Raw genomic sequence first — 25698 nt, 5'->3', positions numbered from 1 at the left:
TTCGCTCGTTCGCTCGTTCGCTCGTTGCACAGAGAGGTGCAGACATGACCACCGTCTCCAACCGACGGACCGGCGCCGGCCGTCCGACCGTCGGCCGTGGCGTCAGCCGCCCGGGTCCGTCCCGGAACTCGCTCACGCACCCGCCGCGCACCGGCGCCGTGCTCGTCACCCCGGCGATCGTGTTCGTCGCGGTGTTCGTCCTCGCGCCGCTGGTGTTCGCGCTCTACATCTCGTTCACGAACTGGCCCCTGATCGGCCCGTACCGGTTCATCGGACTGCAGAACTACCTGACGTTGTTCCAGGACCCGACGTTCGTGCACGCCATCGGGTACACGCTGCTCTACACGGCGATCGTGACGGTGCCGATCCTGGCGCTCGGGTACTTCCTCGCCGTGCTCATCCGGGCCCGACGGCGCGGGTCGACGTTCCTGCGCACGGTGTTCTTCCTGCCGTACGTCGTCGGGCTGACCACGCTGTCGTTCATGCTCGTGCTCGAGGCGCAACCGAACTCCGGCGCGGTGAACATGGTGCTGCGCTGGCTCGGGATCACCGACGGCAGCACGGCGTGGCTCGTGAACGGCCCGCTCGCGACGCTGCTCATCTGCGTGCTCGTCGTCTGGGCGGTGTCCGGGCTGACGATGGTGCTCGTGATGTCCGCCATGCAGGGCATCCCCGACGAGGTGTACGAGTCCGCCCAGCTCGAAGGGGCCTCGTGGTGGCAGACCGAACGCCTCATCACGATGCCGATGATCCGCTCCACGCTCGCCCTCAGCGCGATCATCTCGGTCATCGGGTCACTGCTCGCGTTCAACCAGTTCTACATCCTGACCCAGGGCGGGCCGGGCACGGAGACCACGACGATCGTCAACGCGATCTACAACCGCGGCTTCGTGAACCTGCAGCTCGGCGCGGCGACCGCCGAGTCGATCGCCCTCGTCGTCGTCATCGCCGCCGTCACCGTGTTCCAGTTCTGGGCACTGCGAGAGAAGGACTGAGCCATGAGCACCACCGCTTCCCGTGCGGGCCTCGCGGCCCCGGACCTGTCCACCCGCACGCTGACCACCTCCGGCGACGGAGGCCGCCGTCGCCGCCACCAGGGCAGCGTGCGCCACCCGCGCGACACCGCGGTGAAGCGCACGCTGTACGTCATCGCCGGGGTCGGTGCGACGCTCGTGTTCGGCGTCCCGCTCATCTGGTCGATCCTCCGGGCCTTCCAGTCCGAGGCCGTCATCACGCAGGCGGCCGACCCGGCGACGTTCTTCCAGCTCGGGTGGCAGAACTTCGCCGCGGTCTTCAGCCCCTCGTCGCACCTGCTCACCGGCGTGGTGAACTCGCTCGTCGTGTCGATCGCCACGGCCGTCCTGACCGCCGTGATCGCGACGATGGCCGGGTACGGGTTCGCGCGATTCCGGTTCCGTGGTTCCGGCGTCGTCTTCGGGCTGGTGCTGCTGACGATGATGGTGCCGTTCCAGGCGATCCTCACCCCGCTGTACCTCGAGATGAACGCGATGAAGCTCACGAACTCGCTGCTCGGGCTCGTGCTCTTCTACACGACGGTGAACCTGCCGTTCGGGGTGTTCGTGATGCGGAACGCGTTCGAGTCGATCCCGACGGAGCTCGAGGACTCGGCGTTCGTCGACGGCGCCTCGCGCTTCCGGGTCGTCGTGTCGGTGCTGCGGCCGCTGCTGCTGCCGGGTGCCGCGACCGCCGCGCTCTACGCGTTCCTGGCGTCGTGGACGGAGTTCCTCGGGGCGCTGACCTTCCTCACGAAGGACTCGCTCTACACGCTGCCCGTCGCGCTGCTCAACCTGCAGACCGGGGCGTACGGGCAGGTGTCGTACGGGAACCTCGTGGCCGGGTCGGTCGTGGCGATGATCCCGTGCATCGCGCTGTACGTCGGGCTCCAGCGGTTCTACGTCGCCGGGCTGTCGTCCGGCGCGCTGAAGGGCTGACGGTCGGGTCAGCCGGGCGGCGCCGTCCTCGCACCGTGCGGGGGCGGCGCTGCCGCGCGCGGGGCGGCGTTGCCGCGGGCCGGGGCGGCGTTGCCGCGGGCCGGGGGCCCCGAGCGGGCGAAAAACGTCACATTCGGCCCGCACACCCGGCCTGTTCTGCCCGCTCGACGACGAACCGGCGGCGAGTCGTGCCCGCTCGGCGAACCCGCGAAGCTGCGCCGCGCCGCCGTGTTCCCGCGCCCGCACCCCGCGCCCCGCGCCCCGCGCCCGCGCCGCGTGCCCCGCGCCGCGCGCCCTACGCGCTCCGGCGCACCACGAGCTCGGGCACGAGCAACGTCTCGTCCCGCGGCTCCCCCTCGACGAGGGCCCGCACGGTGTCGAGCACCCGCTCCCCCATCGCCCGGAAGTCCTGCCGCACGGTGGTGAGCGGCGGCGTGAAGTGCGCCGCCTCTGGCACGTCGTCGAAGCCCACCACGGCGATGTCGTCCGGCACCCGCAGTCCCTCGTCGGCGAAGGCGTGCAGGACCCCGAGCGCCATCTGGTCGTTCCCGGCGAAGACCGCGTCGACCGTGTGCACGTCGATCGTCCGGGCAGCCGCGAACCCGCTCGCCGGGGTCCAGTCGCCGTCGAGCACCACGGGTTCGAGCCCCGCGTCGCGCATGATCCGCTCGTAGGTCACCCGGCGGACCTCGGACTCCTGCGAGACCGCGGGGCCGGCGATGTGCACGATCCGGCGGTGCCCGCGGGCGAACAGGTGCTCCATCACGAGCGAGGTCCCCGCCGCTTGGTCGATCGCGACCGCCGCGACGCTCGGTGCCACCGGAGCCCTGGCCGCGTCCCGCTGCACGGCGTTCGCGACGACGACGGGCACCGAGACCGGGACGGTCAGCGAGGCCAGGGCGTCGAGCACCCGGTTGTCGGCGGCGACGAGCACGATGGCGGCGACGTCCTGGGCGAGCAGCGTCACGAGGGCGTTCGACAGGTCGACGGGGCGCGGGTCGTCGGGCAGCGTGGAGAGCAGGACGTGGTAGCCGGCGGACCGGGCTGCCCGCTCGAATCCGATGGCAGTGCTCGACGGTCCGTACAGCGCGTCCCCGGCGGTGATGATGCCGAGCGCCCGACTGCGTCCCCCGGCGAGCGCCCGGGCGGCGGCGCGGGGCCGGTACCCGAGTTCGGTGACCGCGTCGGACACCTGGGCGCGGAACTGCTCGCGGACCGTCGGGTCGCCGTTGATCACCCGCGAGACGGTCTGGTGGGAGACGCCCGCGCGCTCGGCGACGTCGAAGATCGTGGGTGCCTTGCGACGTTTGCCGCCGGCGTCCCCGAGCGCGGTCGTGGTCGTCACGTCGCCAACCGTACCGCGCAGTCCGGCCGACGCGACAAGATCGCGAAACGGTCACGGTGAGTTGACACCCCGTCACGGAACCCCCAGTATGTGAGCGCTCACACGAGCAAATCCCTCGGGGCACAGCAGCCCCGGCACCGAGCGCGTCGACGTGGACGCGCAGGAACAGAGGTACTTCGATGATGAAGCGCAAGATCGTCGCGGGCGTCGCCGCCCTCGGCATCGCCATCGCACTCGCCGGCTGCTCCGCCGGCGGACGCGCGTCCACCGACGGTGGGAGCAGCAGCGGCGACAACAAGGGCGCCCTGGTGGGCGTCGCGATGCCGACCAAGGTCTCGGAACGCTGGATCAAGGACGGCAACGCCGTCAAGAGCGACCTCGAGAAGGCCGGCTACAAGGTCGACCTCGAGTACGGCGACAACAAGGTCCAGCAGCAGGCGCAGCAGGTCAGCAACATGATCACGAAGGGCGCGAAGGTCCTCATCATCGCGTCGATCGACGGCGGAGCGCTCTCCGACCAGCTCGACGCCGCCGCCAAGGCCGGCATCAAGGTGATCTCCTACGACCGCCTGCTCACGGGCAACAAGAACGTCGACTACTACGTGTCGTTCGACAACGAGAAGGTCGGCGTCGACCAGGCGACGAGCCTGCTCACCGGCCTCGGCGTGCTCGACGCGGACGGCAAGAAGACCGGCGAGAAGGGCCCCTTCAACATCGAGGTCTTCGCCGGCTCGCTCGACGACAACAACGCGGGCTTCTTCTTCGACGGTGCGATGAAGACCCTCAAGCCGTACCTCGAGGACGGCACCCTGAAGATCCAGTCCGGCCAGGACCAGCTCTCCCAGGCCGCGACGCAGCAGTGGGACCCGGCGACCGCCAAGGCCCGCATGCAGAACCTCATCGCGAAGTCGTACTCCGGCGGCACCACACTGAACGGCGTGCTCTCGCCCTACGACGGCATGTCGATCGGCATCATCTCGGCGCTGCAGGGCGCCGGGTACGGCTCGAGTGACCGCCCGCTCCCGACCATCACGGGGCAGGACGCCGAGCAGGCCAGCGTGAAGTCGATCATCGCCGGTCAGCAGTACTCGACCATCTACAAGGACACGCGCAAGCTCGCCAAGCAGTCGGTCACCATGGCCGAGGACCTGCTCACCGGCAAGAAGCCCGAGGTCAACGACACGAAGAGCTACGACAACAAGGTCAAGGTCGTCCCGACCTACCTGTTCCAGCCGACCGTCGTGACGAAGGACAACTACAAGGAAGTCCTCGTCGACTCGGGCTACTACACCGAGGCAGACCTCAAGTAGGACGCAACCCATCTGTCGGACTGGAGGCGCGGGTCGACCCCGCCCCGCGCCTCCAGTCCGTCACCACCCGCGCGCCCACGCGCGGACGACGAAAAGGCGGTCCCACATGGCGGACACCATCCTCGAGATGCGTGACATCACCAAGACGTTCCCCGGGGTCAAGGCGCTGCAGGGGGTCTCGATCGAGGTCGAGCGCGGCCAGGTCCACGCGATCTGCGGCGAGAACGGCGCCGGCAAGTCCACCCTGATGAAGGTGCTGTCCGGGGTCTACCCGCACGGCTCCTTCGACGGCGAGATCCTCATCGACGGATCCCCCGTCGAGTTCGGCGACATCAACGGCTCGGAAGCGGCCGGGGTCGTGATCATCCACCAGGAGCTCGCGCTCAGCCCGTTCCTGTCGATCGCCGAGAACATCTTCCTCGGCAACGAACAGTCGAAGGCCGGGTTCATCGACTGGAACAAGACGAACCTCGCGGCCGCCGAGCTCCTGCAGCGCGTCGGCCTCAAGGACAACCCGGTCACGAAGATCGTCGACATCGGCGTCGGCAAGCAGCAGCTCGTCGAGATCGCGAAGGCCCTGTCGAAGCGGGTGAAGCTCCTCATCCTCGACGAGCCGACGGCGGCGCTGAACGACGACGACTCGGCGCACCTGCTCGACCTCATCCGGTCGCTGCAGGCCGAGGGCATGACGGCGATCATCATCAGCCACAAGCTCAACGAGATCAAGGCGATCGCGGACAAGGTCACGATCATCCGCGACGGCAAGACCATCGAGACGCTCGACATGCACGCCGACGACGTCTCCGAGGACCGGATCATCCGCGGCATGGTCGGTCGCGACCTGTCGAACCGGTACCCCGAGCGCGAGGACCCGCAGATCGGCGAGGAACTCCTCCGCATCGAGGACTGGACCGTCCACCACCAGCTCGACGCCTCGCGCGAGATCATCCACCAGGCGAACCTCTCCGTCCGCGCGGGCGAGGTCGTCGGCATCGCCGGGCTCATGGGCGCCGGACGGACCGAGCTCGCGATGAGCGTGTTCGGCCAGTCCTACGGCACCGGGATCAGCGGCACCGTGTACAAGCGCGGCGTCCCGATCAAGACCCACACGGTGTCGCAGGCGATCGACAACGGCATCGCGTACGTCACCGAGGACCGGAAGCGCTACGGGCTCAACCTCATCGACGACATCAAGCGGAACATCTCCGGATCGGCGCTCGGGAAGCTCGCGAACTGGGGCTTCGTCAACGCGTCCGAGGAGACCACCGTCGCCGGGCAGTTCCTCCGGAGCCTCAACATCAAGGCACCGAACGTCGACGTCGTCACCGGGAAGCTCTCCGGCGGCAACCAGCAGAAGGTCGTCCTGTCGAAGTGGATGTACGCCGACCCCGACGTGCTCATCCTCGACGAGCCCACGCGGGGCATCGACGTCGGCGCGAAGTACGAGATCTACACGATCATCAACCAGCTCGCGGACCAGGGGAAGGGGATCATCGTGATCTCCTCCGAGCTCCCCGAGCTCCTCGGCATCTGCGACCGCATCTACACGCTCTCCGAGGGCACGATCACCGCCGACGTGCCCCGCTCCGAGGCCACGCCCGAGGCCCTCATGCAGTACATGACCCAGGAACGGGAGACCCCTGTCAATGAACGCGCTTAAGTCCGCCGCCGGCTACCTCACCGGGCAGCTCCGACAGATCGGCCTGTTCATCGCGCTGATCGTCATCGTCATCTTCTTCCAGGTGACGACGAACGGCATCACCCTCGCCCCGATCAACGTCTCGAACCTGATCGTCCAGAACAGCTACATCCTCATCCTCGCCATCGGCATGGTGATGGTCATCATCGCCGGGCACATCGACCTCTCGGTCGGCTCGGTCGTGGCCTTCACCGGTGCCATGGCCGGTGTCATGATCACGCAGTGGGGTCTGCCCTGGCCGATCGCGGTCGTGCTCTGCCTGGTGGTCGGCGCCCTCGTCGGTGCCTGGCAGGGGTTCTGGATCGCCTACTTCGGGATCCCGGCGTTCATCGTCACGCTCGCGGGCATGCTCGCGTTCCGTGGCGCCGCGCAGATCGTCCTGCACAACCAGCAGATCTCGCCGTTCCCGGAGGGCTTCCGCTCCCTCGGCTCCGGCTTCCTGCCGTCGTTCGGCACCACCGGGTACGAGCCCCTCACGATGATCCTCGGTTTCGCGGCCGCGATCGTCCTCGTGGTCACGGCGTTCCGCGGTCGTGCCACACGGCGCAAGTACCAGCTCGAGAGCGAGCCGTTCGCCTGGTTCATCACGAAGCTCGCCTTCACGGTGGCGCTCGTCATCTACGTGGCGCTCCTGCTCGCGAGCTACAACGGCACCCCGATCGTGCTCGTCGTGCTCGGTGCGCTCGTGGTGATCTACTCGGTCGTCATGCGGAGCGCGGTGTTCGGCCGCCACATCTACGCGATCGGCGGGAACGCCCTCGCCGCCCAGCTGTCCGGTGTGAAGACGAAGCGGGTCACGTTCCTGCTCTTCGTCAACATGGGCGTCATCTCGGCCCTGGCCGGCGTGGTGTTCACCGGCCAGCTCAACCTCGCGGCTCCGGGTGCCGGCAACGGCTTCGAGCTCGACGCCATCGCCGCGGTGTTCATCGGCGGCGCGGCCGTCACCGGTGGCATCGGGACGGTGCCGGGAGCGATCGTCGGTGGTCTCATCATCGGCATCCTGAACAACGGCATGTCGATCCTCGGCATCGGGACCGAGTACCAGTCGCTCATCAAGGGCCTGGTGCTGCTCGCCGCCGTCGCGTTCGACGTGTTCAACAAGCGCCGGGCGGCGTCCGCGCGCAAGTAGCGCGGGCGCGCGGGCGCGCGGACGTTCGTTTCGTGTGCAGAAATGGTCGGGTCCTGTCCGGGGACCCGACCATTTCTGCTCACGATCCGGAGAGCACGGCCCAGGCGGCGGCCTGGAGGCGCAGGGTCCCGTCCCCGACGTCGGCTCCGCCCGCCTCGACGCGCGTCGCACCCGCTGTGGGCAGGTCGACGGGATCGGGCGACAGGTTCAGGGCGGTCACCACCGCCCGCTCCTCGGTCGCGGTCCGCAGCACGATCGCGGTGTTCGTCAGGTGGACGACGTCGGTGTGGGCGCGGTGCAGCCAGGGCTCGCGGCGACGGAGGGCGATGAGCGCCTCGTACGCGTGCGTGAGCGCCACGGACTCGGGCGGAGCGGCCGGGAACTCCGGGCGGACGGCATCGTCCCCGCCGACGCGCTCCTCCTTCACCGCCGTCCAGCCGTACTCGTCACCGGCCCAGACGCTCGGGGTCCCGGCGACCGTGAAGAGGACGGCGGCGGCGTGCCCGGCGAACCGCTCCCCCACGGCGCTCGCGATGCGCGTCACGTCGTGGTTGCCGACGAACGTGCTCGGCGCCTGTGCGGCCAGCAGTTCGTCGTGGCGTTCGACGGCGTGGGCGAGCTCGAAGCAGTTCCGGTCGGCGATGCCGTGCCAGATGCCCTGCCAGAGCTCGTACTGCGTGGTGGAGTCGACCGTCGAGGCGCGGACGAACGCAGCCGTGTCACCGTGGATGACCTCGCCCGTGAACCAGGCGTCCGGGAAGCGCTCCCGGACGCGCGGCAGCACCCGTGCCCAGAACGCCGTCGGTACCGCGTAGGCCGCGTCGAGTCGCCAGCCGTCGACGCCCCGTGCGAGCCAGTGCGTCATCACCTCGACGACGAGGTCCTCGGTGGCGCGGCTGCCGTGGTCGAGCGCGACCAGGATGTCGTGCCCCTCGAAGAGTCCGACCGGCACGTCGTCGCCGGGCGACCAGCCTGCCCAGTCGATCGCGAACAGATCCGCCGTCGGCGCGTCCGGGCCCTGCTCCTCGACCGCGCGGAAGGCCGGGTGCTCCCGTCCGACGTGGTTGAACACCCCGTCGAGCAGGACCCGGATCCCCCGGTCGTGCGCGGCCGTGACGAGCCGGTCGAAGTCGTCCTCGTCACCGAGCCGCGGGTCGATCCGGAAGTGGTCGACCGTGTCGTAGCCGTGCGTCGAGCTCGTGAAGACCGGACCGAGCAGCAGCCCGTTCAGCCCGAGGTCCACGACGTGGTCGAGCCAGGGCTCGATGCGGCCGAGCCGATGGTCGACGGGGCGTCCGTCCACGGGGGTGTCCGGCCGGACGTCGGCACCGACGAACCCGAGCGGGTAGACGTGCCACCACATGACGTGCTCGACCCAGGCGGGCTCGGCGGGACGCTCGGGTGCGGTGTCGGTGTTCACCGACCCGATGCTGCCAGCCGTGCCTGGGCTGGGCGCGAGACCGGACAGCGGGGACAGGATGGTCGCATGGGACGAGCGATCAGGACCGAGGCGGACGCCGCCGCGAACGAGGCGGAGCACGCCGATCGGACGTGTGCCTCGTGCGGCCGCCGGATGCCCGGTTCCGCCGCCCCGGATGCGAAGTACTGCTCGGCCGCGTGCCGGAAGCACGGCGTGGACGAGACCGACCTCGCGCTCGAACAGCGCATCGACGAACTCCTCGCCGCACGGGCCCGCACGTCCAGCATCTGCCCGTCCGACGCCGCCCGGGCCCTCGACCCCGACGGCTGGCGTGACCTGATGGAACCCGCCCGGCGTGCGGCGCGGCGGATGATGTCCAGAGGCGAGGTCGAGATCACCCAGCACGGCAGCGTCGTCGACCCGTCCACCGCCAAGGGCCCGATCCGTATCCGCCGACCGCGCTGAGGGAACACCTGTCGCACAGCTGCGTTGCACGGAGGTGATGACCTCGATCGACACCGCCGCACAGTCCCCTGACCGTCTCCGAGCCCTCGTGGTGGGTGCCAGCGGCATCACCGGATCGGCCCTCGTGTCGCACCTGCTCGACCTCGGGTGGGAGGTGACCGCGCTCTCCCGCCGACCCCTCGCCCGCGACGGTGTCCGCACCGTGGCCGCGGACCTGCGGGACCCGGACTCGCTGCGCACCGCCCTCGCCGACGAGCGCCCGACCCACGTCTTCTTCACCGCCTGGCAGCGGCAGGACACCGAGGCCGAGAACATCCGCGTGAACGGCGGCATGGTGCGCGACCTCCTCGCAGCCCTCGCCCACGCGTCGCTCGAACACGTCGCCCTCGTCACGGGGCTGAAGCACTACCTCGGCCCGTTCGAGGCGTACGCCGCCGGCGAGATGCCCGACACCCCGTTCCACGAGGAAGAACCGCGCCTCGACACCCCGAACTTCTACTACGCCCAGGAGGACGAGCTCTTCGCCGCCGCCGACCGCCAGGGCTTCACCTGGTCGGTGCACCGCTCGCACACGGTGATCGGCCACGCGGTGGGCAACGCGATGAACATGGGGCTGACGATCGCGGTGCAGGCGACCCTGGCGAAGGAGCTCGGTCTGGACTTCGTGTTCCCGGGCAGCGAGGCGCAGTGGAACAGCCTCACCGACATGACCGACGCGGGCATCCTGGCCGAGCACATGATCTGGGCGTCGACCACGCCCGAGGGTGCCGACGAGGCGTTCAACATCGTGAACGGCGACGTGTTCCGCTGGCGCTGGATGTGGCCTCGGCTCGCCTCCCACCTCGGTGTCGACCCGGCGCGGGTCGTGGGGTACGAGGATGCGCCGCGTCCGCTCGAGGAGCAGATGGCGCCGCACGAGGCTGCATGGGCCGACATCGCTGAGCGCCACGGCCTCGTCGAACCCGACATCACCCGGCTCGCCTCGTGGTGGCACACCGACGCCGACCTCGGTCGCGCGATGGAGGTCGTCACCGACATGGGCAAGAGCCGCGACGCCGGGTTCACCGCCTTCCGTCGCACCGAACGTGCCTTCGCCGAGCTCTTCGACCGCTACCGCGCCGACCGGCTGATCCCCTGATCCGTACCCCGGTGGAAGCAATCGGGGGACACGAACCTGCGGCCCGGCCGCGAGCCGCGCTGCTGCCCCTGGTTGTGTTCGTGACACAGGCCCCGAGGACCCTCGGCGGTCCCCGGAGGAAGGAAGACACCATGTCGCTCGGAGACAAGGCGAAGGACGTCACCCAGAAGGTCGTCGGCAAGGTCGAGGAAGCAGTCGGCAAGCACACCGACGACGACGAGCTCAAGCACCAGGGCCAGAAGGACCAGGTCATGGGCGAGGGCCGTCTCGAGACCGAGAAGGCGAAGGACCACCTCGACGGTCACTGAACCCGTCGCACCACGCAACGCCCGCGCCCGACGGCGCGGGCGTTCGTCGTCTCAGAAGGCGTAGCGGATGCGGCAGCTCGGCAGGTGCTCCGCGACGAGTTCCCGGAACCGCTCGACCAGCTGCCCCTTCATCCCGGAGCGGTAGCGGACGTTGACCGCGCCGTTCTGCGACACCTTCTGCTCCTGCAGGTCCGGGCGCCACAACAGGTCCTCGGCCTTCGGGTGCCAGCCGAGGTTGACCTCGTGCAGGGGCTCGTTGTGGGTGAGGAAGATGACCTCGGCCGCGAGCTGCGCCTTCGCCGCCGGGGACAGGACGTCGTCCACCTGACGCAGGAGGTCGGCCCAGTCGGACTCCCACGTCGGGGTCAGGATGACGGGCGAGAAGTTGAGGTGGACCTCGTACCCGGCGTCGACGAAGTCGTTCACCGCGGCGATCCGCTCGGCGATCGGGTTGGTGCGGATGTCGGTGACCTTCGCGGTCTCGTGCGGCATGAGCGAGAACCGGATGCGCGTGCGGCCCATCGGGTCCCAGTCGAGCAGGTCGCGGTTGACGTACTTCGTCGCGAAGGAGGCCTTGGCGGTCGGTGACATCCGGAACAGGTCGCAGAGGTCCCGCACGTTGTCGCTGAGCATCGCGTCCACCGAGCAGTCGCTGTTCTCGCCGATGTCGTAGACCCACGCGTGCGGGTCGCACTGGTTCGGCTCGGTCTTCGGTCCCTGCTTCGCGATGTTGCGGGCGACGTGCTTCGTGATCTGGTCGATGTTCGCGAAGACCGTCACGGGGTTGCTGTAGCCCTTGCGCCGGGGGACGTAGCAATAGGCGCACGCCATGGCGCAGCCGTTCGCCGTCGAGGGGGCGATGAAGTCCGCGGAGCGTCCGTTCGGCCGGGTCACGAGCGACTTCTTCACGCCGAGGACGAGCGCCTCGGTCTTGATGCGCACCCACCGCTGGACGTTCCGTTCGTCGCCGTGCACCTCGGGGATGTTCCAGTGCGACTCGACGGGGACGATCTCGGCGTCGGGCCACTGCCCGACGACCTCCTGCCCGCGCTGGAGTTCGAGGGCTGCCGGTTCGGCGTAGATCCGGCGGACGTCGAGCAGGGCGCGGGTGCGGGGTTCGGGCATCACCGCCGTTCTACCGCCCACCCCCGACACCGTGCACCGGATCCGCGCGGTGACCGTTCTGGTTCGCGATCCCCGGACTCCACGAACCAGAACGGTCATCCCTCCGGACGAACCCGGTATCCGCTGCGAGACTCGGGTGCATGACCGCGACGCCCGACGACCACTTCTTCGTGGTCGACGGTCGGCGGTGGCGACGGACCGACCCGGCACTCCCCGAGGACGTCGCCGCAGCCCTCCGGTCGCACCTCGGTCGGGGCCGCAACGCCGTCAAGCAGGCCAAGCGCTCCGGCGACGAGGACGCCCTCGCCACAGCACGGCACCGCAACGGCCTGGCGAAGCACGGGCTCGGCGAACGCGGGCCCGAGTGGTGGACCCGCCCCGACGCCGACCGGATCGCCGACGCCCGGCGAGCACTGCACGACCTCGACGCCTTCGACGAGCACGCCGGCGAGCGCACCCTGTGACTGCGATCCGACCACCTCGGTTGGACCGGGTCCTCGCGTTCGTCGCGTTCTGCCCGGTCACGATCGCCACCGGCATCGCGCTCGGTTCGGTCGCGTTCGTCCCCGGTTCCTCGGCTCGGGGGTTCGTCCTCGTGCTCGGCGTTGCGTGCGTCGGCATCGGGGTCTGGGTGACCATCCGACTCCCCCGCGTCGCCGTGCGGTTGACCGACGACACGTTGCGCTACGACGGCTTCCTCCTGAGTTGGAGCGCCCCGCGGTCCGGCATCACCGCGGTGCTCGACGATGCGTTCGTCGAGTGGCGTGATGACAGCGGCACGGAACACCGGCGGCAGATCTGGATGCTCACGCAGGCGTGGGAGGACGACGGCACCAAGTTCGCCCCACTGTGGCGGTGGCGACGTGCGGCGCTGCTCGAGGTGCGGGCATGGGCCGGGGCTCGAGCAGTCTGACTCCCGGAACGGTCAGGGGCGGTAGTCGTCGGGCTTGTTCGGGGTCGGGGTCGGCGGCGCTCCCGCACCGACGATCCCGCCGGAACCGAACGAGGTGAGCACCCCCGCCAGGACGTGGAGCACGGAGACGACCACGCGCCCCACCCACTGCAACACCCGCACCATCGCATCCCCCTCGGCTGCTCGGACTCCAGCGAAGCCTAACCCTGTCAGCCCTCCGTGTGCCCGAGGTCCGGCTCGACCCGCAGGCACATCGACCGGGACGCCGCAGCGTGCAGTTCGAGGACGACGACGTCGTTCCTCCCGGCGCGGAGCACCGGTCCGGGGACGGCCAGGGTGCGCTGCGGCCCGCGGGACCAGTACCGGCCGAGGCAGAACCCGTTCACCCACGCGACGCCCTTCCGGAACCCGTCGAGGGCGAGGTAGCGGTCCCCTGCCTCGGCGAGGTCGAACGACCCCGTGGCGAAGACCGGTCCGGCCAGCACGTCGCCGTCGGTGGGCAGGGCGTCGGCGAGGATCGTCAGCGCGGCCTCGGGCATCGGGTCGAGGCCCAGGGGCGACGCCGTCCACCGGGCGAGCGGGACCCCGTTGACGGCGATCCCGCCGATCAGGCCCTTCGGCTCGCCGATGCGCGGGCCGTAGTCGACGCGGCCCTGGTCCTCGACGAGGAGCTCGAGCGTGCCGGTGACCGGGGGCAGGGCGATGGCGCGGTCGTGGTGCTCCCGCTCGAGGACCCCGACGACGATCCCGTCCACGGAGACGACGGCGCGGTCGCGGACCTCCTCGCCGACGGTGAGCACGCCGCCGGACGGCAGGTCCACCTCGGTCCGGTACAGCACGAAGCCGCTCGCAGCGCCGAGGGCGTCGAACGTCGGCGGGGTGTCGTGCGCGGACCACGACGTGAGGGACGGCAGCAGGGCGCGCAGGGGTGTGACGCGGTCGAGGCGGACGGCGACGTCCGACGCGGGGGCGAGCCGCGCCTCCTGGCCCGGAGCCGACCCGACGGGACCGACGGGTCGGAGGGGACCGACGGATGCGAGCCGACCCGACCCACCGGGCTGCATCGCAGCGGGCAGCGGCGGAACGGGCGCGTAGCGCTCGATGACCGAGCGGAACGCGTGGAACTTCTCCGTCGGACGCCCGGCCTCGTCGAGCGGGGCGTCGTAGTCGTACGACGTCGCGATCGGGCGGTACACACCCTTGTCGTTCGCGCCGTTCGTGAAGCCAAAATTCGTGCCCCCGTGGAACATGTAGATGTTGACCGAGCCGCCCGCGGCCAGCAGGTCGTCGAGGTCCGATGCCGAAGCAGCGGCCGGCGTGGTGTGGTGGTGCTCGCCCCAGCTGTCGAACCAGCCGTCCCAGAACTCCGAGCACATCAGGGGGCCGGTCGGCTGGGCCTGTCGGAGTCGCGCGAGCCGTTCGACGGAACGCGAGCCGAACGAACCGGTCTTGTGCAGCGAGGGCAGCGAACCGTCCTCGAGCATCGTGCCCATCGGCTGGTCGACGCTCGTGAAGGGGACGGTGAGCCCGATCGCGCGGTGCATCGCCTCGAGCTTCCGCAGGTACACGGGGTCGGAGCCGTACGCGCCGTACTCGTTCTCGACCTGCACGAGCACGATCGGGCCGCCGTTGTCGATCTGCCGTGGGACCAGCACCGGCGCGAGATGCTCCAAGTACCCCTGCACGGCGGCGAGGAACCCCGGCTCGTCGCGGCGGACCCCGACGGTGCCGTCGGCGAAGAGCCAGTACGGCAGGCCGCCGTTCGTCCACTCCGCGCAGATGTAGGGGCCGGGACGGACGATGGCGTGCATGCCCTCGGCGGCGACGAGGTCCAGGAAGCGGCCGAGGTCGAGACCGTCCTCGAAACTGAACGAAGAAGGCGACGGCGCGTGCGCGTTCCAGGCGACGTACGTCTCGATGGTGTTGAGCCCCATCAGCTTCGCCTTGCGGATCCGGTCCGCCCACAGGTCTGGGTGGACACGGAAGTAGTGGATCGCGCCGGACAGGATCCGGTGCGGCTCGCCGTCGAGCAGGAAGTCGGTGTCGCCGATGGCGAAGCGCATGGGGGAACTCTTTCAGGAGACGGGGCCGTGCGGAAGGTTCCGCACGGCCCCGGGTCGAACTGGTGTGGTGACTACTTGGACGAGACCGTGAAGCCCTGGTCCTTGCCGTACTTCGCGAGGGCCTTCTGCCAGGCGGCGAGACCGCTCTCGAGCGAGGTGCCGTTCTCGTACGACTGGCCGACGGTGTCCGCGTACACGCTGTTCGCGTACACCTGGTAGGGCAGGTAGGTGAAGTCGTTGTCGGACGACTTCGACGCGTCGACGAGCACCTTGTTGATCTGCTGGCCGCCGAAGTACTCCGGCTTCTCGTCGAGGAACGCCGAGGACTCGAGGTCGGCGGTGGTCGACGGGAACCCACCGGACTTCATGAAGATGCCGGTCGACTCCTTCGAGGAGTTCAGCCACTTGAGGAAGCCCGCCGCGAGCGCCGGGTTCTTCGACTGCTTCATGACCGCCTCGGCGCTGCCGCCGTTGTTCGCGGTCTGCGCGGTGCCGCCGTCGTAGGTCGGCATCGGCGCGACGCGCCAGTCACCGCTGGCGTCGGCGACGCTCGCCTCGAGGTTGCCGGGCATCCAGGCGCCGGTGATGAGCGTGGCGATCTGGCCGTTGCCGAGCTGCTTGTACCAGTCGTCGCTCCAGCCGACGGTCTTCGACAGCAGACCCTGCTCGACGAGCTGGTCCCAGGTCTTGGTCCACTTCTTGGTGCCGGCGTCCTCGAGGTTGATCGTGACCTTGTCGCCCTTCGTGGTGAAGGGCGTGCCGCCGGCCTGGGCGATCATGCTCGTGGTGAAGCCCGCGTCGCCGGAGTCGGCCGCGATGTAGGCGTCCGGGTCGGCCTCGTGCAGCTTCTTGGCCGCTGCGACGTACTCGTCCCACGTCTTCGGCACGGCGATGCCGTACTCGTCGAAGACCTTCTTGTTGTAGAACAGCGCCATGGGGCCGGAGTCCTGGGGCAGACCGTAGATCTTGCCGTCCATGTCGACCGAGTTCCACGTGCTCGTCGCGAACTTGTCCTTGAGGTCGCCGAACCCGTACGAGGACAGGTCGAGCAGCGAGTCGGAGAGCGCGAACTGCGGGAGTGCGTAGTACTCGACCTGGGCGACGTCGGGGGCGCCCGAGCCGGCCTTGATCGTGTTCTGGAGCTTCGTGTACTGGTCGGCGCCGGTGCCGGCGTTGACGAGCTTGACCTTCACCTTGGGGTAGGCCTTCTCGAACGCGGCGACCTGGTCCTTCGCGGACGGGGTCCACGACCAGTAGGTCAGCGTGCCGCCGTCCTTCAGGGCCTTCGAGATGTCGTCGGACGAACCGCCGGACGAGGAGCCGCCGGAGGCGCAGGCGGCGAGGGCGACGGCTGCGGTGACGCCGATGGCGACGGCGCTGAGGCCGCGCCGGAGACGCTTGTTCATGGAGGTGCCTTTCACTTCTTCGTGGAGAGGGGGGTGGAGCTGCTGTGTGTCGGGCAGGAGGCGCGTGGCGGGGCCGCTGCGTGCCTCCCGTCCGACGGATCAGGCCTTGACGGAACCGGCCGCGAGGCCGGACTGCCAGAAGCGCTGGAGGAAGAGGAACGCGACCACGATCGGGATGATCGTGAGGAGCGATCCCGTGACGACGAGGTTGTAGATCGGCTCGGCACCGGACCCGGTGGCCTGCGCGTTCCACTGGTTGAGGCCGACCGTCAGCGGGTACCACTTCGGGTCGCTCAGCATGATGAGCGGCAGGAAGTAGTTGTTCCAGGTGGCCACGACCGCGAAGAGCAGGACCGTGACGACGCCGGGCGCGAGCAGGCGGAGCGCGATCGTGAAGAAGATCCGGAACTCGCCGGCGCCGTCCATGCGGGCGGCCTCGAGGAGCTCGGCGGGGATCGCGTCCACCGCGTAGGTCCAGATCAGGTACATGCCGAAGGGGCTGATGAGCGACGGCAGGATGATCGCCCACGGGGTGTTCGTCAGGCCGAACTGCGAGAAGAGCAGGAAGGTCGGGACGGCGAGCGCGGTGCCGGGGACGGCGATCGCTCCGAGGACGACGGCGAAGACCGCACGGCGGCCGGGGAACTGGAACTTCGCCATGCCGTAGCCGGCGATCGTGGCGAGGAGGGTCGCGCCACCGGCGCCGACGACCACGTAGAGCAGCGTGTTGCCGAGCCACTGCACGAAGATGCCGTCGTTGTACGTCAGCGTGTCGACGATGTTCTGCCAGAGGTTGAACTTCCCGCCGAACCACAGGCCGAAGGTCGACAGGAGCGAGGCCTGCGTCTTCGTGCTGTTCACGAGCAGGTAGAACAGCGGCGCGAACGAGTAGACGACGAAGACGATCATCACGGCCGTGAGGAGGCCGGAACGCTTCGGCTTGCGTCCGTCGACGTGCTGCTCGGCCTTCCGCTCGGCACGCCTGGAGGCGCGGCTCGACCGGGCCTGCGGGTCGCGCAGCGTCGTGGTCGCCTCGGTGACGGTGGCCGGGCCGGACGCGCCGGTCGCCGGGTGCTGCAGGGTGCTCATCGGTTCTCCTCGCGGGTGCCGCGGACCTGGACGACGTAGGCGATCACCGCGGTGATCACGCCCATGACGATCGCGACGGTGGCGGAGTAGTTGAACTGCTGGCCGCTGAAGGACAGCGAGTAGGCGTACATGTTCGGCGTGAAGGCACTGCCGATGACGTTCGGGGCGAGCGTCTTGAGCAGGTTCGGCTCGTTGAAGAGCTGGAAGCTGCCGATGATCGAGAAGATCGTGGCGATGACCATCGGGCCGCGCAGGGCCGGGAGCTTGATCGAGAAGACCGTGCGCATCGGGCCGGCACCGTCGAGCTCGGCCGCCTCGTACAGCTCGCCGGGCACGGTGCGGAGCGCGGCGTAGAAGATCAGCATGTTGTAGCCGAGGAACTCCCACGTGACCACGTTGCCGATCGACGTGAGGACCCAGTCCGGGCTGAACGGCTGCAGCAGGTCGATGCCGAGCGCGTGGTTCGCGGTACCGGTGAGGCCGAACTGGTTGCCGTAGATGAAGCCCCAGATCAGCGCGGCGACGACACCGGGGACCGCGTAGGGCAGGAACACCGCGATGCGGAAGAAGCTCGTTCCCCAGAGCCGCGCGCTGTCGAGCGCGAGGGCGGCGACGAGCGCGAGGCCGAGCATGATCGGGACCTGCACGACGAGGAACACCGCGACCCGGCCGAGGCCCGACCAGAACTTCGCGTCCTGGAAGAGCTGCACGTAGTTGGCGAACCAGACGAACTGGTTGCCGCCGATGAGCTGGTCGCGGAAGAGGCTGAGCCAGAGCGCGTAGCCGATCGGGACGATGAGCATGGCGACGAGGACGACGACGAACGGGCCGACGAAGAGCCATCCCGTGTACCGGCCGCGCGGTCTGGCGCGGCGCCGCGGTGGCACGGCCGGGGCGGTGGCTCCGGCTGCGCGCGCTTCCAGCGTGCTCATGTGACTCCCTTGTCGTGCTGTGTTCGGGTCCGTCGATGTTGACGTCAACATCGAACGGCGCGACGATAGCATGGCAACGTCAACATGCGCTAGCGTCCGGTGCAGGCCGTCGCGCTCGACGTCCACTCGCACCGATGGGAGACCCCGTGACGACCGACCTGTCCGCCACGCGCCGGTCCCCCTCGATGGCCGCCGTGGCCGAGGCCGCCGGGGTCTCGATGCAGACCGTGTCCCGCGTCGCCCGCGGCTTCGACAACGTCTCGCCGGACACCCGCGACCGGGTCCAGCGTGTGATGGACGACCTCGGCTACCGCCCGAACCGCGCTGCCCGGGCCCTCCGCTCCGGGCGCTTCCGGACGATCGGCGTGATCATGTTCACCCTCGCGTCGTACGGCAACATGCGCACGCTCGAGGCGATCGCCGACGCGGCCGGTGTCGCCGACTTCACGATCACGCTGCTGCCGATGGCCTCCCGCACCGAGGAAGGCGTCCGCTCGGCCTTCTCCCGCCTGCACGAACAGGCCGTCGACGGCGTCGTCATCATCATCGAGTCGCACATCATCGACACGGCCGAGGTCGTCCTGCCCGACGGCGTCCCGATGGTCGTCGTCGACTCGACCGGCACCACGCAGCACCCGGCGATCGACACCGACCAGGCCGACGGTGCCCGCCGGGCCACGCAGCACCTGCTCGACCTCGGGCACGAGACCGTCTGGCACGTCGCCGGCCCCGAGTCGTCGTACTCGGCCGCCCGGCGTCTCGCCGCCTGGCAGGCCACGCTCGAGGCCGCCGGACGCACCGTCCCGCCGGTGTTCCGCGGCGGCTGGGGCGCCGAGTCCGGGTACCGCGCCGGGCAGGAGATCGCTCGACGCCCCGAGATCACGGCCGTGTTCGCCGCGAACGACCAGACGGCCCTCGGGGTGCTCCGCGCCGCCCACGAACTCGGGCGTCCCGTGCCGGAGACCCTCAGCGTGGTGGGCTTCGACGACTCCCCCGAGTCCGACTCGTTCTGGCCGCCGCTAACCACCGTGCACCAGTCCTTCGACGAGGTCGGGCGCCGGGCGGTCCGGAACCTCCTCGCCCAGATCGACGGGCAGCCGGTCCGCGCCGAGGCCGACCTCGTGCCGGTCCGCCTGGTGGTCCGGGCGAGCACGGCGCCGCCGCCGGCCTGACGCACCCCGCGGCCACGGCGTCCGTCACACGGTCAGCGCGCGGGGCGTACCGTGCACACGGAGCCGGTCTGCTGTCCCGGCCCCGGGTGTGCGCCACTTCCGTGTGTCCGGAGGACGAGCCACCGCTGCGGTCCTCATCTCCCCACCTCGGCGCGTTCGGATCATGAAGAACATCGTGTACGGCCTGACCGCCGTCCTGACCTCCGACGAGGCCGCGGACGCCGTGCTGGACTACGCCGCAGCACTCGCGCACGCCGGACTCGCGGACACCGTCGCCGTCCCCACCGTCGACGCGTTCGGGAGCACCACGACGACGTCGTTCCTGCTCGCCCCGGCGCTCGGGCTCCTCATCGAGGACGCCGCCGACGATCCGCTCGGCCCCGACACGGCTGCCTTCGTCGAGGAGATCTCGTGGCGGGCCCGCGCCGTGCGCTGCACGCCGCCGCCGCACGCCTGACGAGCCCGACGGCCGGGAGGCGCGGTGCCAGTCCACACCGCGCCTCCCGTCCGCCGTCGCGAAAGCGACACGTCACAGCGAACCTCCGACGCACATCTGTCGCCCTGGCGACACGGACGCGCGCCGCACGCGGCACGGTGTCGCTTCCGCAGCACGGACTGCGCCGCACCGCCGACGGACGGGAGGCGCGGCGCCAGTCCGCCGCGCGCCTCCCGTCCGCCGTCGCGAAAGCGACACGTCACAGCGAACCTCCGGCGCACAACTGTCGCCCTGGCGACACGGACGCGCGCCGCACGCGGCACGGTGTCGCTTCCGCAGCACGGACTGCGCCGCACCGCCGACGGACGGGAGGCGCGGTGCCAGCCCGCATCGCGCCTCCCGGCCGCCGTCACGAAAGCGACAGGTCACAGCGAACCTCCGGCGCACATCTGTCGCCCTGGCGACACGGACGCGCGCCGCACGCGGTAGGCTGTCGCTTCCGCAGCACGGACTGCGCTGCGACTGACCGCCGGACGGGAGGCGCGGCGCCAGTCCGCACCGCGCCTCCCGTCCGCCGTCGCGCACCTCACGCGCCCAGCGACACCTCACGCGCCAGCAGCCCCGTGAACTGTCGCCCACCCCGTGAAGTCGCGACCGCCCCGCCCCGCCCCGCGGCCGCGCCGCACGGCAGAAGGCGCCGGCACCGCGAAGCGGTCCGACGCCCTCTGTGCTCACTCGACGCCCGCCGCAGCGTGCGCCGAGGCGTCTCAGCCGATCGACACGGCGGTCCAGGAGACCGGCGGGAGCTCGATCGTGATGGTGTCACCCTCGCGGCGGACGGACTCGTTGGTGCGGAGCCCGACGCGCTCGGTGTTCGCCAGGTCGTTCACGGCGTGCAGGTCGTCGTCCCAGACGCCCTCGGCACGGACGTCACCGTCGACCGAAAGGCCGGCGAGGTCGATCGTCACCGTGGTCGACTCCGACGGGTGCCGGTTCACGAGGAACACCGCGGCACCGTCGTCCGAGACCGTGGCGGCCGAGTCGACGACCGGGACCTCGCCGTACTTGCCGCCGTCGACCGTGTCACCCGAGGCCTTGACCTGCAGCGACGTGCCGTTGGCGAGCTTCGACGTCAGCGAGAACGGGAAGAACGTCGTCTGACGCCAGGCCGGGCCGCCGGGCTCGGTCATGATCGGGCCGATCACGTTGACGAGCTGCGCGAGCGAGGCCGAGGCGACGCGGTCGGCGTGCCGCAGCAGCGAGATGAGCAGGCCACCGACGACGACGGCGTCGGCGACCGTGTAGACGTCCTCGAGCAGGCGCGGCGCGACCGGCCAGTCCTGCAGCTCGAAGGTCTTCTGCTGCTCGTTCCACTTCGAGATGGACCAGACGTTCCACTCGTCGAAGGAGATGTCGATCCGCTTGTCGGACTTCTTCTGCGCCTGTACGTGGTCGGCGGCGGTCGTGACCGTCTTGATGAAGTGGTCCATGTTCACGCCGGAGGCGAGGAAGGAGGCGAGGTCGTCGCCCTCCTCGTAGTAGGCGTGGGCGGAGATGTAGTCGACGTCGTCGTAGGTGTGCTCGAGGACGGTCCGCTCCCACTCGCCGAACGTCGGCATCGACGCCCCGGAGGAACCGCAGGCGACGAGCTCGAGGTCGGGCTGGATCTGCCGCATGGCCTTGGCGGTCATGGCGGCGAGCTTGCCGTAGTCCTCGGCGTTCTTGTGACCGAGCTGCCACGGGCCGTCCATCTCGTTGCCGAGGCACCACATCGTGATGGCGAAGGGCTCCTGGCGACCGTTCGACTTGCGGTACTCGCTGAGGGCGGTGCCGGCGTCGATGTTCGCGTACTCGAGGAGCTCGATGGCCTCCTGCGTGCCGCGCGTGCCGAGGTTGACGGCGAGCATGAGCTCCGAGCCGACCTGGTCGAGCCAGTGCTGGAACTCGTGCAGGCCGACCTCGTTCGTCTCGGTCGAGTGCCAGGCGAGGTCGAGGCGGCGGGGGCGCTGCTCGACCGGGCCGACGCCGTCCTCCCACTTGTAGCCGGAGACGAAGTTGCCGCCGGGGTAGCGGATCGCGGACACGTTGAGTTCCTTGACGAGCTCGACGACGTCCTTGCGGAAGCCGTGCTCATCGGCGGTCTCGTGCGACGGCTCGTGGATGCCGTCGTAGACGTGGCGTCCGAGGTGTTCGACGAACCCGCCGAACAGGCGACGTCGCACCGGCCCCACGGTGAACGCGGCGTCGAGGACGAGGTGTGTGCGGGGCATGGATCTCCTTCGATCGTGGGGCTGCCTGCGCTCGGCGAAAGTGAGCGCTCACGTTCCCGAAACGCTAGCGGCTTTCCGCGCGACACGAAAGGGGGCGGCCACGAACATCACGGATCGGTCGTCACCCGCGCCGAAAGGGTGGCGGCACGCCGGGACGCGCGCTAATGTGAGCGCTCACGGAGCACCGACCCTGCTCCGACTCGGCCCGTCCCGATGGAGTGATGCCATGCCGAACCGAATCCCCGTACCCACCCCGCACCCACGAGGCGGCGCCTTCACACGGCGGAGCCTCCTCGCCGCGGGCGCAGCCGCCGCGACGGTCCTGCCGCTCGCCGCCTGCTCCAGCCCCCTCGCCGCCGGCATCGCCGGCGCACCGCTCAACCCGGAGACGCTCGTCTTCTGGAACCTGTTCGGTGGCGGTGACGGCCTCCGCATGCAGGAGATGGAGGCCGGCTACGCCAAGCAGCACGGCGGCTCGTCCTCGCTGCAGGCGACCACGTTCGCGTGGGGCAACCCGTACTACTCCAAGGTCACACTGGCCACCGTCGGGAACAAGCCGCCGGACGTCGCGATCGCCCACCTCACCCGCGCGAAGCCGCTCTGGGACGGCGACCTGCTCGACCCGATCACGAACGACGACCTGGCGAGCGTCGGCCTGAGTGCGAGCGACTTCAACCAGAAGGCGTGGACGGCGCAGAAGACCGACGGCAAGAACATCTGCATCCCGCTCGACACCCACCCGTTCGTGCTCTTCTACAACGTTGATGTCTGCCAGAAGGCCGGCCTCATCGACAGCGACGGCAACCTCAAGGACCTGACCGGGATCGACGCCTTCGAGAGCGCCCTCGCCGCGGTCGCGAAGGTCACCGGCGGCACGGCCCTCAACGTCGCGAACGTCAGCGAGATCGCGACCCCGTGGCGGTTCTTCTGGACGATGTACAACCAGATCGACGGTGCGACGCCGTTCATCAGCGACGGTGGCGCGAAGCTCACCGTCAACGAGGACGCGTACACGAAGGTCACCGACATGACCCAGAAGTGGGTGAAGAACGGCTGGCTCAACAAGGGCCTCGACTACGCCACCGCGCAGACGCTGATGTTCACCGGCAAGGCGGGCTTCTTCATGCAGGGCGAGTGGGAGATCAGCACGGCGCAGTCCATCAAGGGCCTGAAGTTCGGCATGGCGCCGATCCCGCAGCTCTTCGACAAGCCGGCGACGCAGGCCGACTCGCACACGTTCATCCTCCCGAGGAAGGACCGCACGCCCGAGCAGCGCAAGGCGCACATGCTGTTCATCAAGCAGATGCTCGAGCAGAGCCTCACGTGGGCGCAGGGCGGTCACGTCCCGGCCTACATGCCGACCTACGACAGCACCGCGTACAAGAAGCTCACGCCGCAGTCGAACTACGCCTCGGCCGCCGAGAGCGCCGTGTTCGACGACCCGGCCTGGTACGGCGGATCGGGGTCGACCTTCGAGAACACGGTCGGTGCCCAGCTCGCCCTCGTCCAGCAGGGCAGCAGCTCCCCCGCGCAGGCCATGTCCGCGATCAAGTCCCAGCTGTCCACCTACCTCAACACCCCGAGCCCGCTGTAAGCCCGCGCGAAAGGCACGATGACGTGACCACAGCACCTGTCCTCGACCGGCCCACCGACGCCACCACGGCGCCGCGTGCACGCCGGGCCGGCTCCTTCCGGACCAGCCTCACGCGCGGCCAGGGCCGCACGGGGTGGCTCTTCCTCGCCCCCTTCGGCCTGTTCTACCTGGCCTTCCTGCTCGGCCCCACGGTGTGGATGATCGTGTCGAGCTTCTTCAACACCTCGACGGTCCGCACCGGGCTCGGCAGCTTCGCCGGGTTCGCGAACTACGCCGAGATGCTCGGCCGTGACGACTTCTGGTCGTCGCTCTGGCACACCCTGCAGTTCACGCTCTACACGACGCCGCCGCTCGTCATCCTGGCGTTCCTCTTCGCCGTGCTGACGAACCGGATGAACCGCGGCCAGTGGTTCTTCCGACTGGCGTTCTTCCTGCCGTTCATCCTGCCGTCGGCGACGATCTCGCTGATCTGGGTGTTCATCTTCACCCCTGCGACCGGCCTGTTCGCGTCGATCCAGTCGGCGCTCGGGCTGACCCCCGGCGCCGGCGTCCTGGCGAGCCCGAACACCGCGATGATCGGTGTCGCGATCGCCACGGTCTGGTGGACCCTCGGCTTCAACTTCGTGCTCTACCTGGCCGGCCTGCAGGAGATCCCGCGCGAACTGTACGAGGCGGCGGCCGTCGACGGCGCGTCGAACTGGCAGCAGATCAAGTCGATCACGCTCCCGCTGCTCGGCCGCACCACGACGCTGGTCATCCTGCTGCAGATCATCGCCAGCCTGAAGATCTTCGACCAGGTGTACCTGATGACGAACGGCGGACCGGGCATCTCGACCCAGGTCTCGCTGCAGCTCATCACCGGCGTCGGCTTCACCGACAACCGACTCGGCGCAGCATCGGCCGCATCGGTGCTCCTGTTCATCGTGATCGTCGCGATCGCGATCATCCGGCAGATCGTCGAGCGCGCTGCCGCCAAGCGAGAGATGGGTGCCTGACGTGACCACCACCGAGAGCATCACGACCGACCGCCCGAAGCTCCGCACCGGGGTCTCCGCCGCGGCACCGGCGAACGCCGCCAAGATCGGCGTCTCCGGCAAGGGCTTCAACCTCGTCGCCGGCATCGTCCTCGGCGTCTTCGCGGTGATCTGGCTCATCCCGAGCCTGTTCGCCCTGAAGACGTCCCTGTCCGACAACGGCGTCGCGGCCCTCGGCGCCAACTCGATCCTGTCGAACTGGAACCCGACGCTGCACTCCTACGCGGCACTGTTCCAGGCCGGCGACATCTGGAACTGGTACCTGGCGAGCGGCATCACGAGCCTCGTGACGACCGCGCTGACGGTGCTGTTCGCGTCGATGGCGGCGTTCGCGCTGTCCCGGCTCGCCTTCCGCGGGCGGAACGTCGCGTTCCTGCTCATCATCCTGGGCATCATGATCCCGACGCAGGTCCTGATCATCCCGATCTTCCAGGAGCTCAACTCGGTCGGCCTGCTGAACACCTACTGGTCGGTCATCTTCCCGCAGGTGCCCGCCGTGATCGCGGTGTTCATCTTCAAGCAGTTCTTCGACGGCATCCCCCGGGAGCTCGAGGAGGCGGCGCGCATCGACGGCGCCGGCATGTGGAAGATCTACTGGTCGGTGATCCTGCCGCTCTCGCGTCCGGTCATCGCCGCGGTGGCGATCCTGACGTTCGTCGGGGTCTGGAACAACCTGCTGCTGCCGCTGTTCGTGCTGTCGAACCCGGACCTCATGACGATCCCGGTCGGGCTCGCCACGGTCCAGGGCAGCTTCGGTCAGCGCTACGCGGACATCCAGGCCGGGGCGATCCTGGCGGCGCTGCCGCTGATCATCCTGTACCTGATCTTCCAGCGGCAGATCGTCGAGGGCGTGACGGGTTCCGGCCTCAAGGGCTGACGCGACCACAGGACGGACGGG

24 protein-coding genes are annotated in these 25698 nt (G+C 69.5%); 15 read left to right on the top strand and 9 right to left on the bottom strand.

Features of this window, described 5'->3' with window-relative positions; translation table 11 throughout:
- The first annotated feature begins 44 nt into the window (after window positions 1-44).
- Together BIV03_RS10010 and BIV03_RS10005 are read left to right on the top strand one after the other, a co-directional pair.
- Window positions 45-995, top strand: a complete 951-nt coding sequence (locus tag BIV03_RS10010) for a carbohydrate ABC transporter permease (protein WP_070418198.1) — start codon at window positions 45-47, stop codon at window positions 993-995.
- Window positions 996-998: 3 nt separating this feature from the next.
- Entirely contained in the window at window positions 999-1952 is a 954-nt protein-coding gene (locus tag BIV03_RS10005; protein ID WP_071295577.1) for a carbohydrate ABC transporter permease, read from the top strand.
- 295 nt (window positions 1953-2247) lie between these two features.
- Here the strand turns inward: BIV03_RS10005 and BIV03_RS10000 are convergent, their stop codons facing one another.
- Entirely contained in the window at window positions 2248-3297 is a 1050-nt protein-coding gene (locus tag BIV03_RS10000) for a substrate-binding domain-containing protein (RefSeq protein WP_070418196.1), read from the bottom strand.
- Window positions 3298-3476: 179 nt separating this feature from the next.
- On the opposite strand from BIV03_RS10000, the gene chvE reads away from it, so the two are divergent.
- The 3 genes from chvE (at window position 3477) to mmsB (ending at window position 7435) form a co-directional block, all read left to right on the top strand.
- Complete coding sequence (gene chvE, locus BIV03_RS09995; RefSeq protein WP_083295236.1) at window positions 3477-4607, top strand: multiple monosaccharide ABC transporter substrate-binding protein; 1131 nt, start codon at window positions 3477-3479, stop codon at window positions 4605-4607.
- A gap of 106 nt (window positions 4608-4713) precedes the next feature.
- On the top strand, window positions 4714-6267 hold the full coding sequence (gene mmsA / locus BIV03_RS09990) for a multiple monosaccharide ABC transporter ATP-binding protein (RefSeq protein ID WP_070418195.1): 1554 nt from the start codon (window positions 4714-4716) through the stop codon (window positions 6265-6267).
- Complete coding sequence (gene mmsB, locus BIV03_RS09985) at window positions 6254-7435, top strand: multiple monosaccharide ABC transporter permease (RefSeq protein ID WP_071295576.1); 1182 nt, start codon at window positions 6254-6256, stop codon at window positions 7433-7435. Before mmsA ends, mmsB begins: the two co-directional genes overlap by 14 nt.
- A 79-nt stretch (window positions 7436-7514) precedes the next feature.
- On the opposite strand, the gene BIV03_RS09980 is transcribed toward mmsB, so the two are convergent.
- Window positions 7515-8855 carry an alpha-amylase family glycosyl hydrolase gene (locus BIV03_RS09980; RefSeq protein ID WP_139201928.1) on the bottom strand — a complete coding sequence of 447 codons (1341 nt, stop codon included), beginning with the start codon at window positions 8853-8855 and terminating at the stop codon, window positions 7515-7517.
- Window positions 8856-8921: 66 nt separating this feature from the next.
- On the opposite strand from BIV03_RS09980, the gene BIV03_RS09975 reads away from it, so the two are divergent.
- The 3 genes from BIV03_RS09975 (at window position 8922) to BIV03_RS19130 (ending at window position 10766) form a co-directional block, all read left to right on the top strand.
- Window positions 8922-9320: a DUF3253 domain-containing protein gene (locus tag BIV03_RS09975; protein WP_070418193.1), complete on the top strand. Its 399-nt coding sequence runs from the start codon at window positions 8922-8924 to the stop codon at window positions 9318-9320.
- Window positions 9321-9357: 37 nt separating this feature from the next.
- On the top strand, window positions 9358-10458 hold the full coding sequence (locus tag BIV03_RS09970) for an SDR family oxidoreductase (RefSeq protein WP_071295575.1): 1101 nt from the start codon (window positions 9358-9360) through the stop codon (window positions 10456-10458).
- Between the two features lie 131 nt (window positions 10459-10589).
- Window positions 10590-10766, top strand: a complete 177-nt coding sequence (locus BIV03_RS19130; protein ID WP_139199296.1) for a CsbD family protein — start codon at window positions 10590-10592, stop codon at window positions 10764-10766.
- A gap of 51 nt (window positions 10767-10817) precedes the next feature.
- Here the strand turns inward: BIV03_RS19130 and BIV03_RS09965 are convergent, their stop codons facing one another.
- Entirely contained in the window at window positions 10818-11891 is a 1074-nt protein-coding gene (locus BIV03_RS09965) for a spore photoproduct lyase family protein (protein ID WP_071295574.1), read from the bottom strand.
- Window positions 11892-12031: 140 nt separating this feature from the next.
- Here BIV03_RS09965 and BIV03_RS09960 point away from each other — a divergent pair, with 140 nt between their 5' ends.
- Entirely contained in the window at window positions 12032-12355 is a 324-nt protein-coding gene (locus tag BIV03_RS09960) for a biopolymer transporter Tol (RefSeq protein ID WP_071295573.1), read from the top strand.
- Window positions 12356-12375: 20 nt separating this feature from the next.
- Window positions 12376-12804 carry a hypothetical protein gene (locus tag BIV03_RS09955; protein ID WP_071295572.1) on the top strand — a complete coding sequence of 143 codons (429 nt, stop codon included), beginning with the start codon at window positions 12376-12378 and terminating at the stop codon, window positions 12802-12804.
- A 12-nt stretch (window positions 12805-12816) separates the two neighbouring features.
- Here BIV03_RS09955 and BIV03_RS19595 read toward each other — a convergent pair whose 3' ends face one another.
- From BIV03_RS19595 to BIV03_RS09935, 5 genes are all read right to left on the bottom strand, one after another.
- The gene (locus tag BIV03_RS19595) at window positions 12817-12969 is read right to left on the bottom strand and encodes a hypothetical protein (protein WP_175473683.1); all 153 of its coding nucleotides are present in this window, start codon (window positions 12967-12969) and stop codon (window positions 12817-12819) included.
- A 44-nt stretch (window positions 12970-13013) separates the two neighbouring features.
- Window positions 13014-14867, bottom strand: a complete 1854-nt coding sequence (locus tag BIV03_RS09950) for a beta-galactosidase family protein (RefSeq protein ID WP_071295571.1) — start codon at window positions 14865-14867, stop codon at window positions 13014-13016.
- Between the two features lie 71 nt (window positions 14868-14938).
- Window positions 14939-16273: a sugar ABC transporter substrate-binding protein gene (locus BIV03_RS09945; RefSeq protein WP_175475798.1), complete on the bottom strand. Its 1335-nt coding sequence runs from the start codon at window positions 16271-16273 to the stop codon at window positions 14939-14941.
- A gap of 99 nt (window positions 16274-16372) precedes the next feature.
- The gene (locus BIV03_RS09940) at window positions 16373-17362 is read right to left on the bottom strand and encodes a carbohydrate ABC transporter permease (protein WP_175473685.1); all 990 of its coding nucleotides are present in this window, start codon (window positions 17360-17362) and stop codon (window positions 16373-16375) included.
- On the bottom strand, window positions 17359-18294 hold the full coding sequence (locus tag BIV03_RS09935; RefSeq protein WP_070418185.1) for a carbohydrate ABC transporter permease: 936 nt from the start codon (window positions 18292-18294) through the stop codon (window positions 17359-17361). The genes BIV03_RS09940 and BIV03_RS09935 overlap by 4 nt, the downstream gene beginning before the upstream one ends.
- Window positions 18295-18428: 134 nt before the next feature.
- Here BIV03_RS09935 and BIV03_RS09930 point away from each other — a divergent pair, with 134 nt between their 5' ends.
- Window positions 18429-19466: a LacI family DNA-binding transcriptional regulator gene (locus tag BIV03_RS09930; protein ID WP_071295569.1), complete on the top strand. Its 1038-nt coding sequence runs from the start codon at window positions 18429-18431 to the stop codon at window positions 19464-19466.
- Window positions 19467-19629: 163 nt separating this feature from the next.
- Window positions 19630-19923, top strand: coding sequence for a hypothetical protein (locus tag BIV03_RS09925; protein WP_071295568.1), 294 nt, complete (start codon window positions 19630-19632; stop codon window positions 19921-19923).
- 746 nt (window positions 19924-20669) lie between these two features.
- Here the strand turns inward: BIV03_RS09925 and BIV03_RS09920 are convergent.
- Window positions 20670-22172 carry an alpha-N-arabinofuranosidase gene (locus BIV03_RS09920; RefSeq protein ID WP_071295567.1) on the bottom strand — a complete coding sequence of 501 codons (1503 nt, stop codon included), beginning with the start codon at window positions 22170-22172 and terminating at the stop codon, window positions 20670-20672.
- Between the two features lie 226 nt (window positions 22173-22398).
- On the opposite strand from BIV03_RS09920, the gene BIV03_RS09915 reads away from it, so the two are divergent.
- The 3 genes from BIV03_RS09915 to BIV03_RS09905 are packed head-to-tail and all read left to right on the top strand — an operon-like array spanning window position 22399 to window position 25677.
- The gene (locus BIV03_RS09915; RefSeq protein ID WP_070418181.1) at window positions 22399-23766 is read left to right on the top strand and encodes an extracellular solute-binding protein; all 1368 of its coding nucleotides are present in this window, start codon (window positions 22399-22401) and stop codon (window positions 23764-23766) included.
- A 23-nt stretch (window positions 23767-23789) separates the two neighbouring features.
- A complete protein-coding gene (locus BIV03_RS09910) occupies window positions 23790-24761 on the top strand; it encodes a carbohydrate ABC transporter permease (protein WP_070418180.1) in 972 nt (323 codons plus the stop codon).
- 1 nt (window position 24762) lies between these two features.
- Window positions 24763-25677 carry a carbohydrate ABC transporter permease gene (locus BIV03_RS09905; protein ID WP_083295235.1) on the top strand — a complete coding sequence of 305 codons (915 nt, stop codon included), beginning with the start codon at window positions 24763-24765 and terminating at the stop codon, window positions 25675-25677.
- Window positions 25678-25698: the final 21 nt, after the last annotated feature.

It is taken from the genome of Curtobacterium sp. MCBA15_016 (assembly GCF_001865105.1).
Classification (GTDB): Bacteria; Actinomycetota; Actinomycetes; order Actinomycetales; family Microbacteriaceae; genus Curtobacterium.
This window is presented reverse-complemented; position numbering and strand designations above follow the sequence as displayed.

Bases quoted from the DNA above. Each gene is read 5' to 3' on its own strand.
- BIV03_RS09930 (WP_071295569.1), top strand. From the start codon at position 18,429: ATGGGAGACCCCGTGACGACCGACCTGTCCGCCACGCGCCGGTCCCCC.
- BIV03_RS09915 (WP_070418181.1), top strand. From the start codon at position 22,399: ATGCCGAACCGAATCCCCGTACCCACCCCGCACCCACGAGGCGGCGCC.
- BIV03_RS09935 (WP_070418185.1), bottom strand. From the start codon at position 18,294: ATGAGCACGCTGGAAGCGCGCGCAGCCGGAGCCACCGCCCCGGCCGTG.
- chvE (WP_083295236.1), top strand. From the start codon at position 3,477: ATGATGAAGCGCAAGATCGTCGCGGGCGTCGCCGCCCTCGGCATCGCC.
- BIV03_RS09940 (WP_175473685.1), bottom strand. From the start codon at position 17,362: ATGAGCACCCTGCAGCACCCGGCGACCGGCGCGTCCGGCCCGGCCACC.
- BIV03_RS19595 (WP_175473683.1), bottom strand. From the start codon at position 12,969: ATGGTGCGGGTGTTGCAGTGGGTGGGGCGCGTGGTCGTCTCCGTGCTC.
- BIV03_RS09965 (WP_071295574.1), bottom strand. From the start codon at position 11,891: ATGCCCGAACCCCGCACCCGCGCCCTGCTCGACGTCCGCCGGATCTAC.
- BIV03_RS09925 (WP_071295568.1), top strand. From the start codon at position 19,630: ATGAAGAACATCGTGTACGGCCTGACCGCCGTCCTGACCTCCGACGAG.
- BIV03_RS09945 (WP_175475798.1), bottom strand. From the start codon at position 16,273: ATGAACAAGCGTCTCCGGCGCGGCCTCAGCGCCGTCGCCATCGGCGTC.
- BIV03_RS09975 (WP_070418193.1), top strand. From the start codon at position 8,922: ATGGGACGAGCGATCAGGACCGAGGCGGACGCCGCCGCGAACGAGGCG.
- BIV03_RS09920 (WP_071295567.1), bottom strand. From the start codon at position 22,172: ATGCCCCGCACACACCTCGTCCTCGACGCCGCGTTCACCGTGGGGCCG.
- BIV03_RS19130 (WP_139199296.1), top strand. From the start codon at position 10,590: ATGTCGCTCGGAGACAAGGCGAAGGACGTCACCCAGAAGGTCGTCGGC.
- BIV03_RS09950 (WP_071295571.1), bottom strand. From the start codon at position 14,867: ATGCGCTTCGCCATCGGCGACACCGACTTCCTGCTCGACGGCGAGCCG.
- mmsA (WP_070418195.1), top strand. From the start codon at position 4,714: ATGGCGGACACCATCCTCGAGATGCGTGACATCACCAAGACGTTCCCC.
- BIV03_RS09970 (WP_071295575.1), top strand. From the start codon at position 9,358: ATGACCTCGATCGACACCGCCGCACAGTCCCCTGACCGTCTCCGAGCC.
- mmsB (WP_071295576.1), top strand. From the start codon at position 6,254: ATGAACGCGCTTAAGTCCGCCGCCGGCTACCTCACCGGGCAGCTCCGA.
- BIV03_RS09960 (WP_071295573.1), top strand. From the start codon at position 12,032: ATGACCGCGACGCCCGACGACCACTTCTTCGTGGTCGACGGTCGGCGG.
- BIV03_RS10005 (WP_071295577.1), top strand. From the start codon at position 999: ATGAGCACCACCGCTTCCCGTGCGGGCCTCGCGGCCCCGGACCTGTCC.
- BIV03_RS10010 (WP_070418198.1), top strand. From the start codon at position 45: ATGACCACCGTCTCCAACCGACGGACCGGCGCCGGCCGTCCGACCGTC.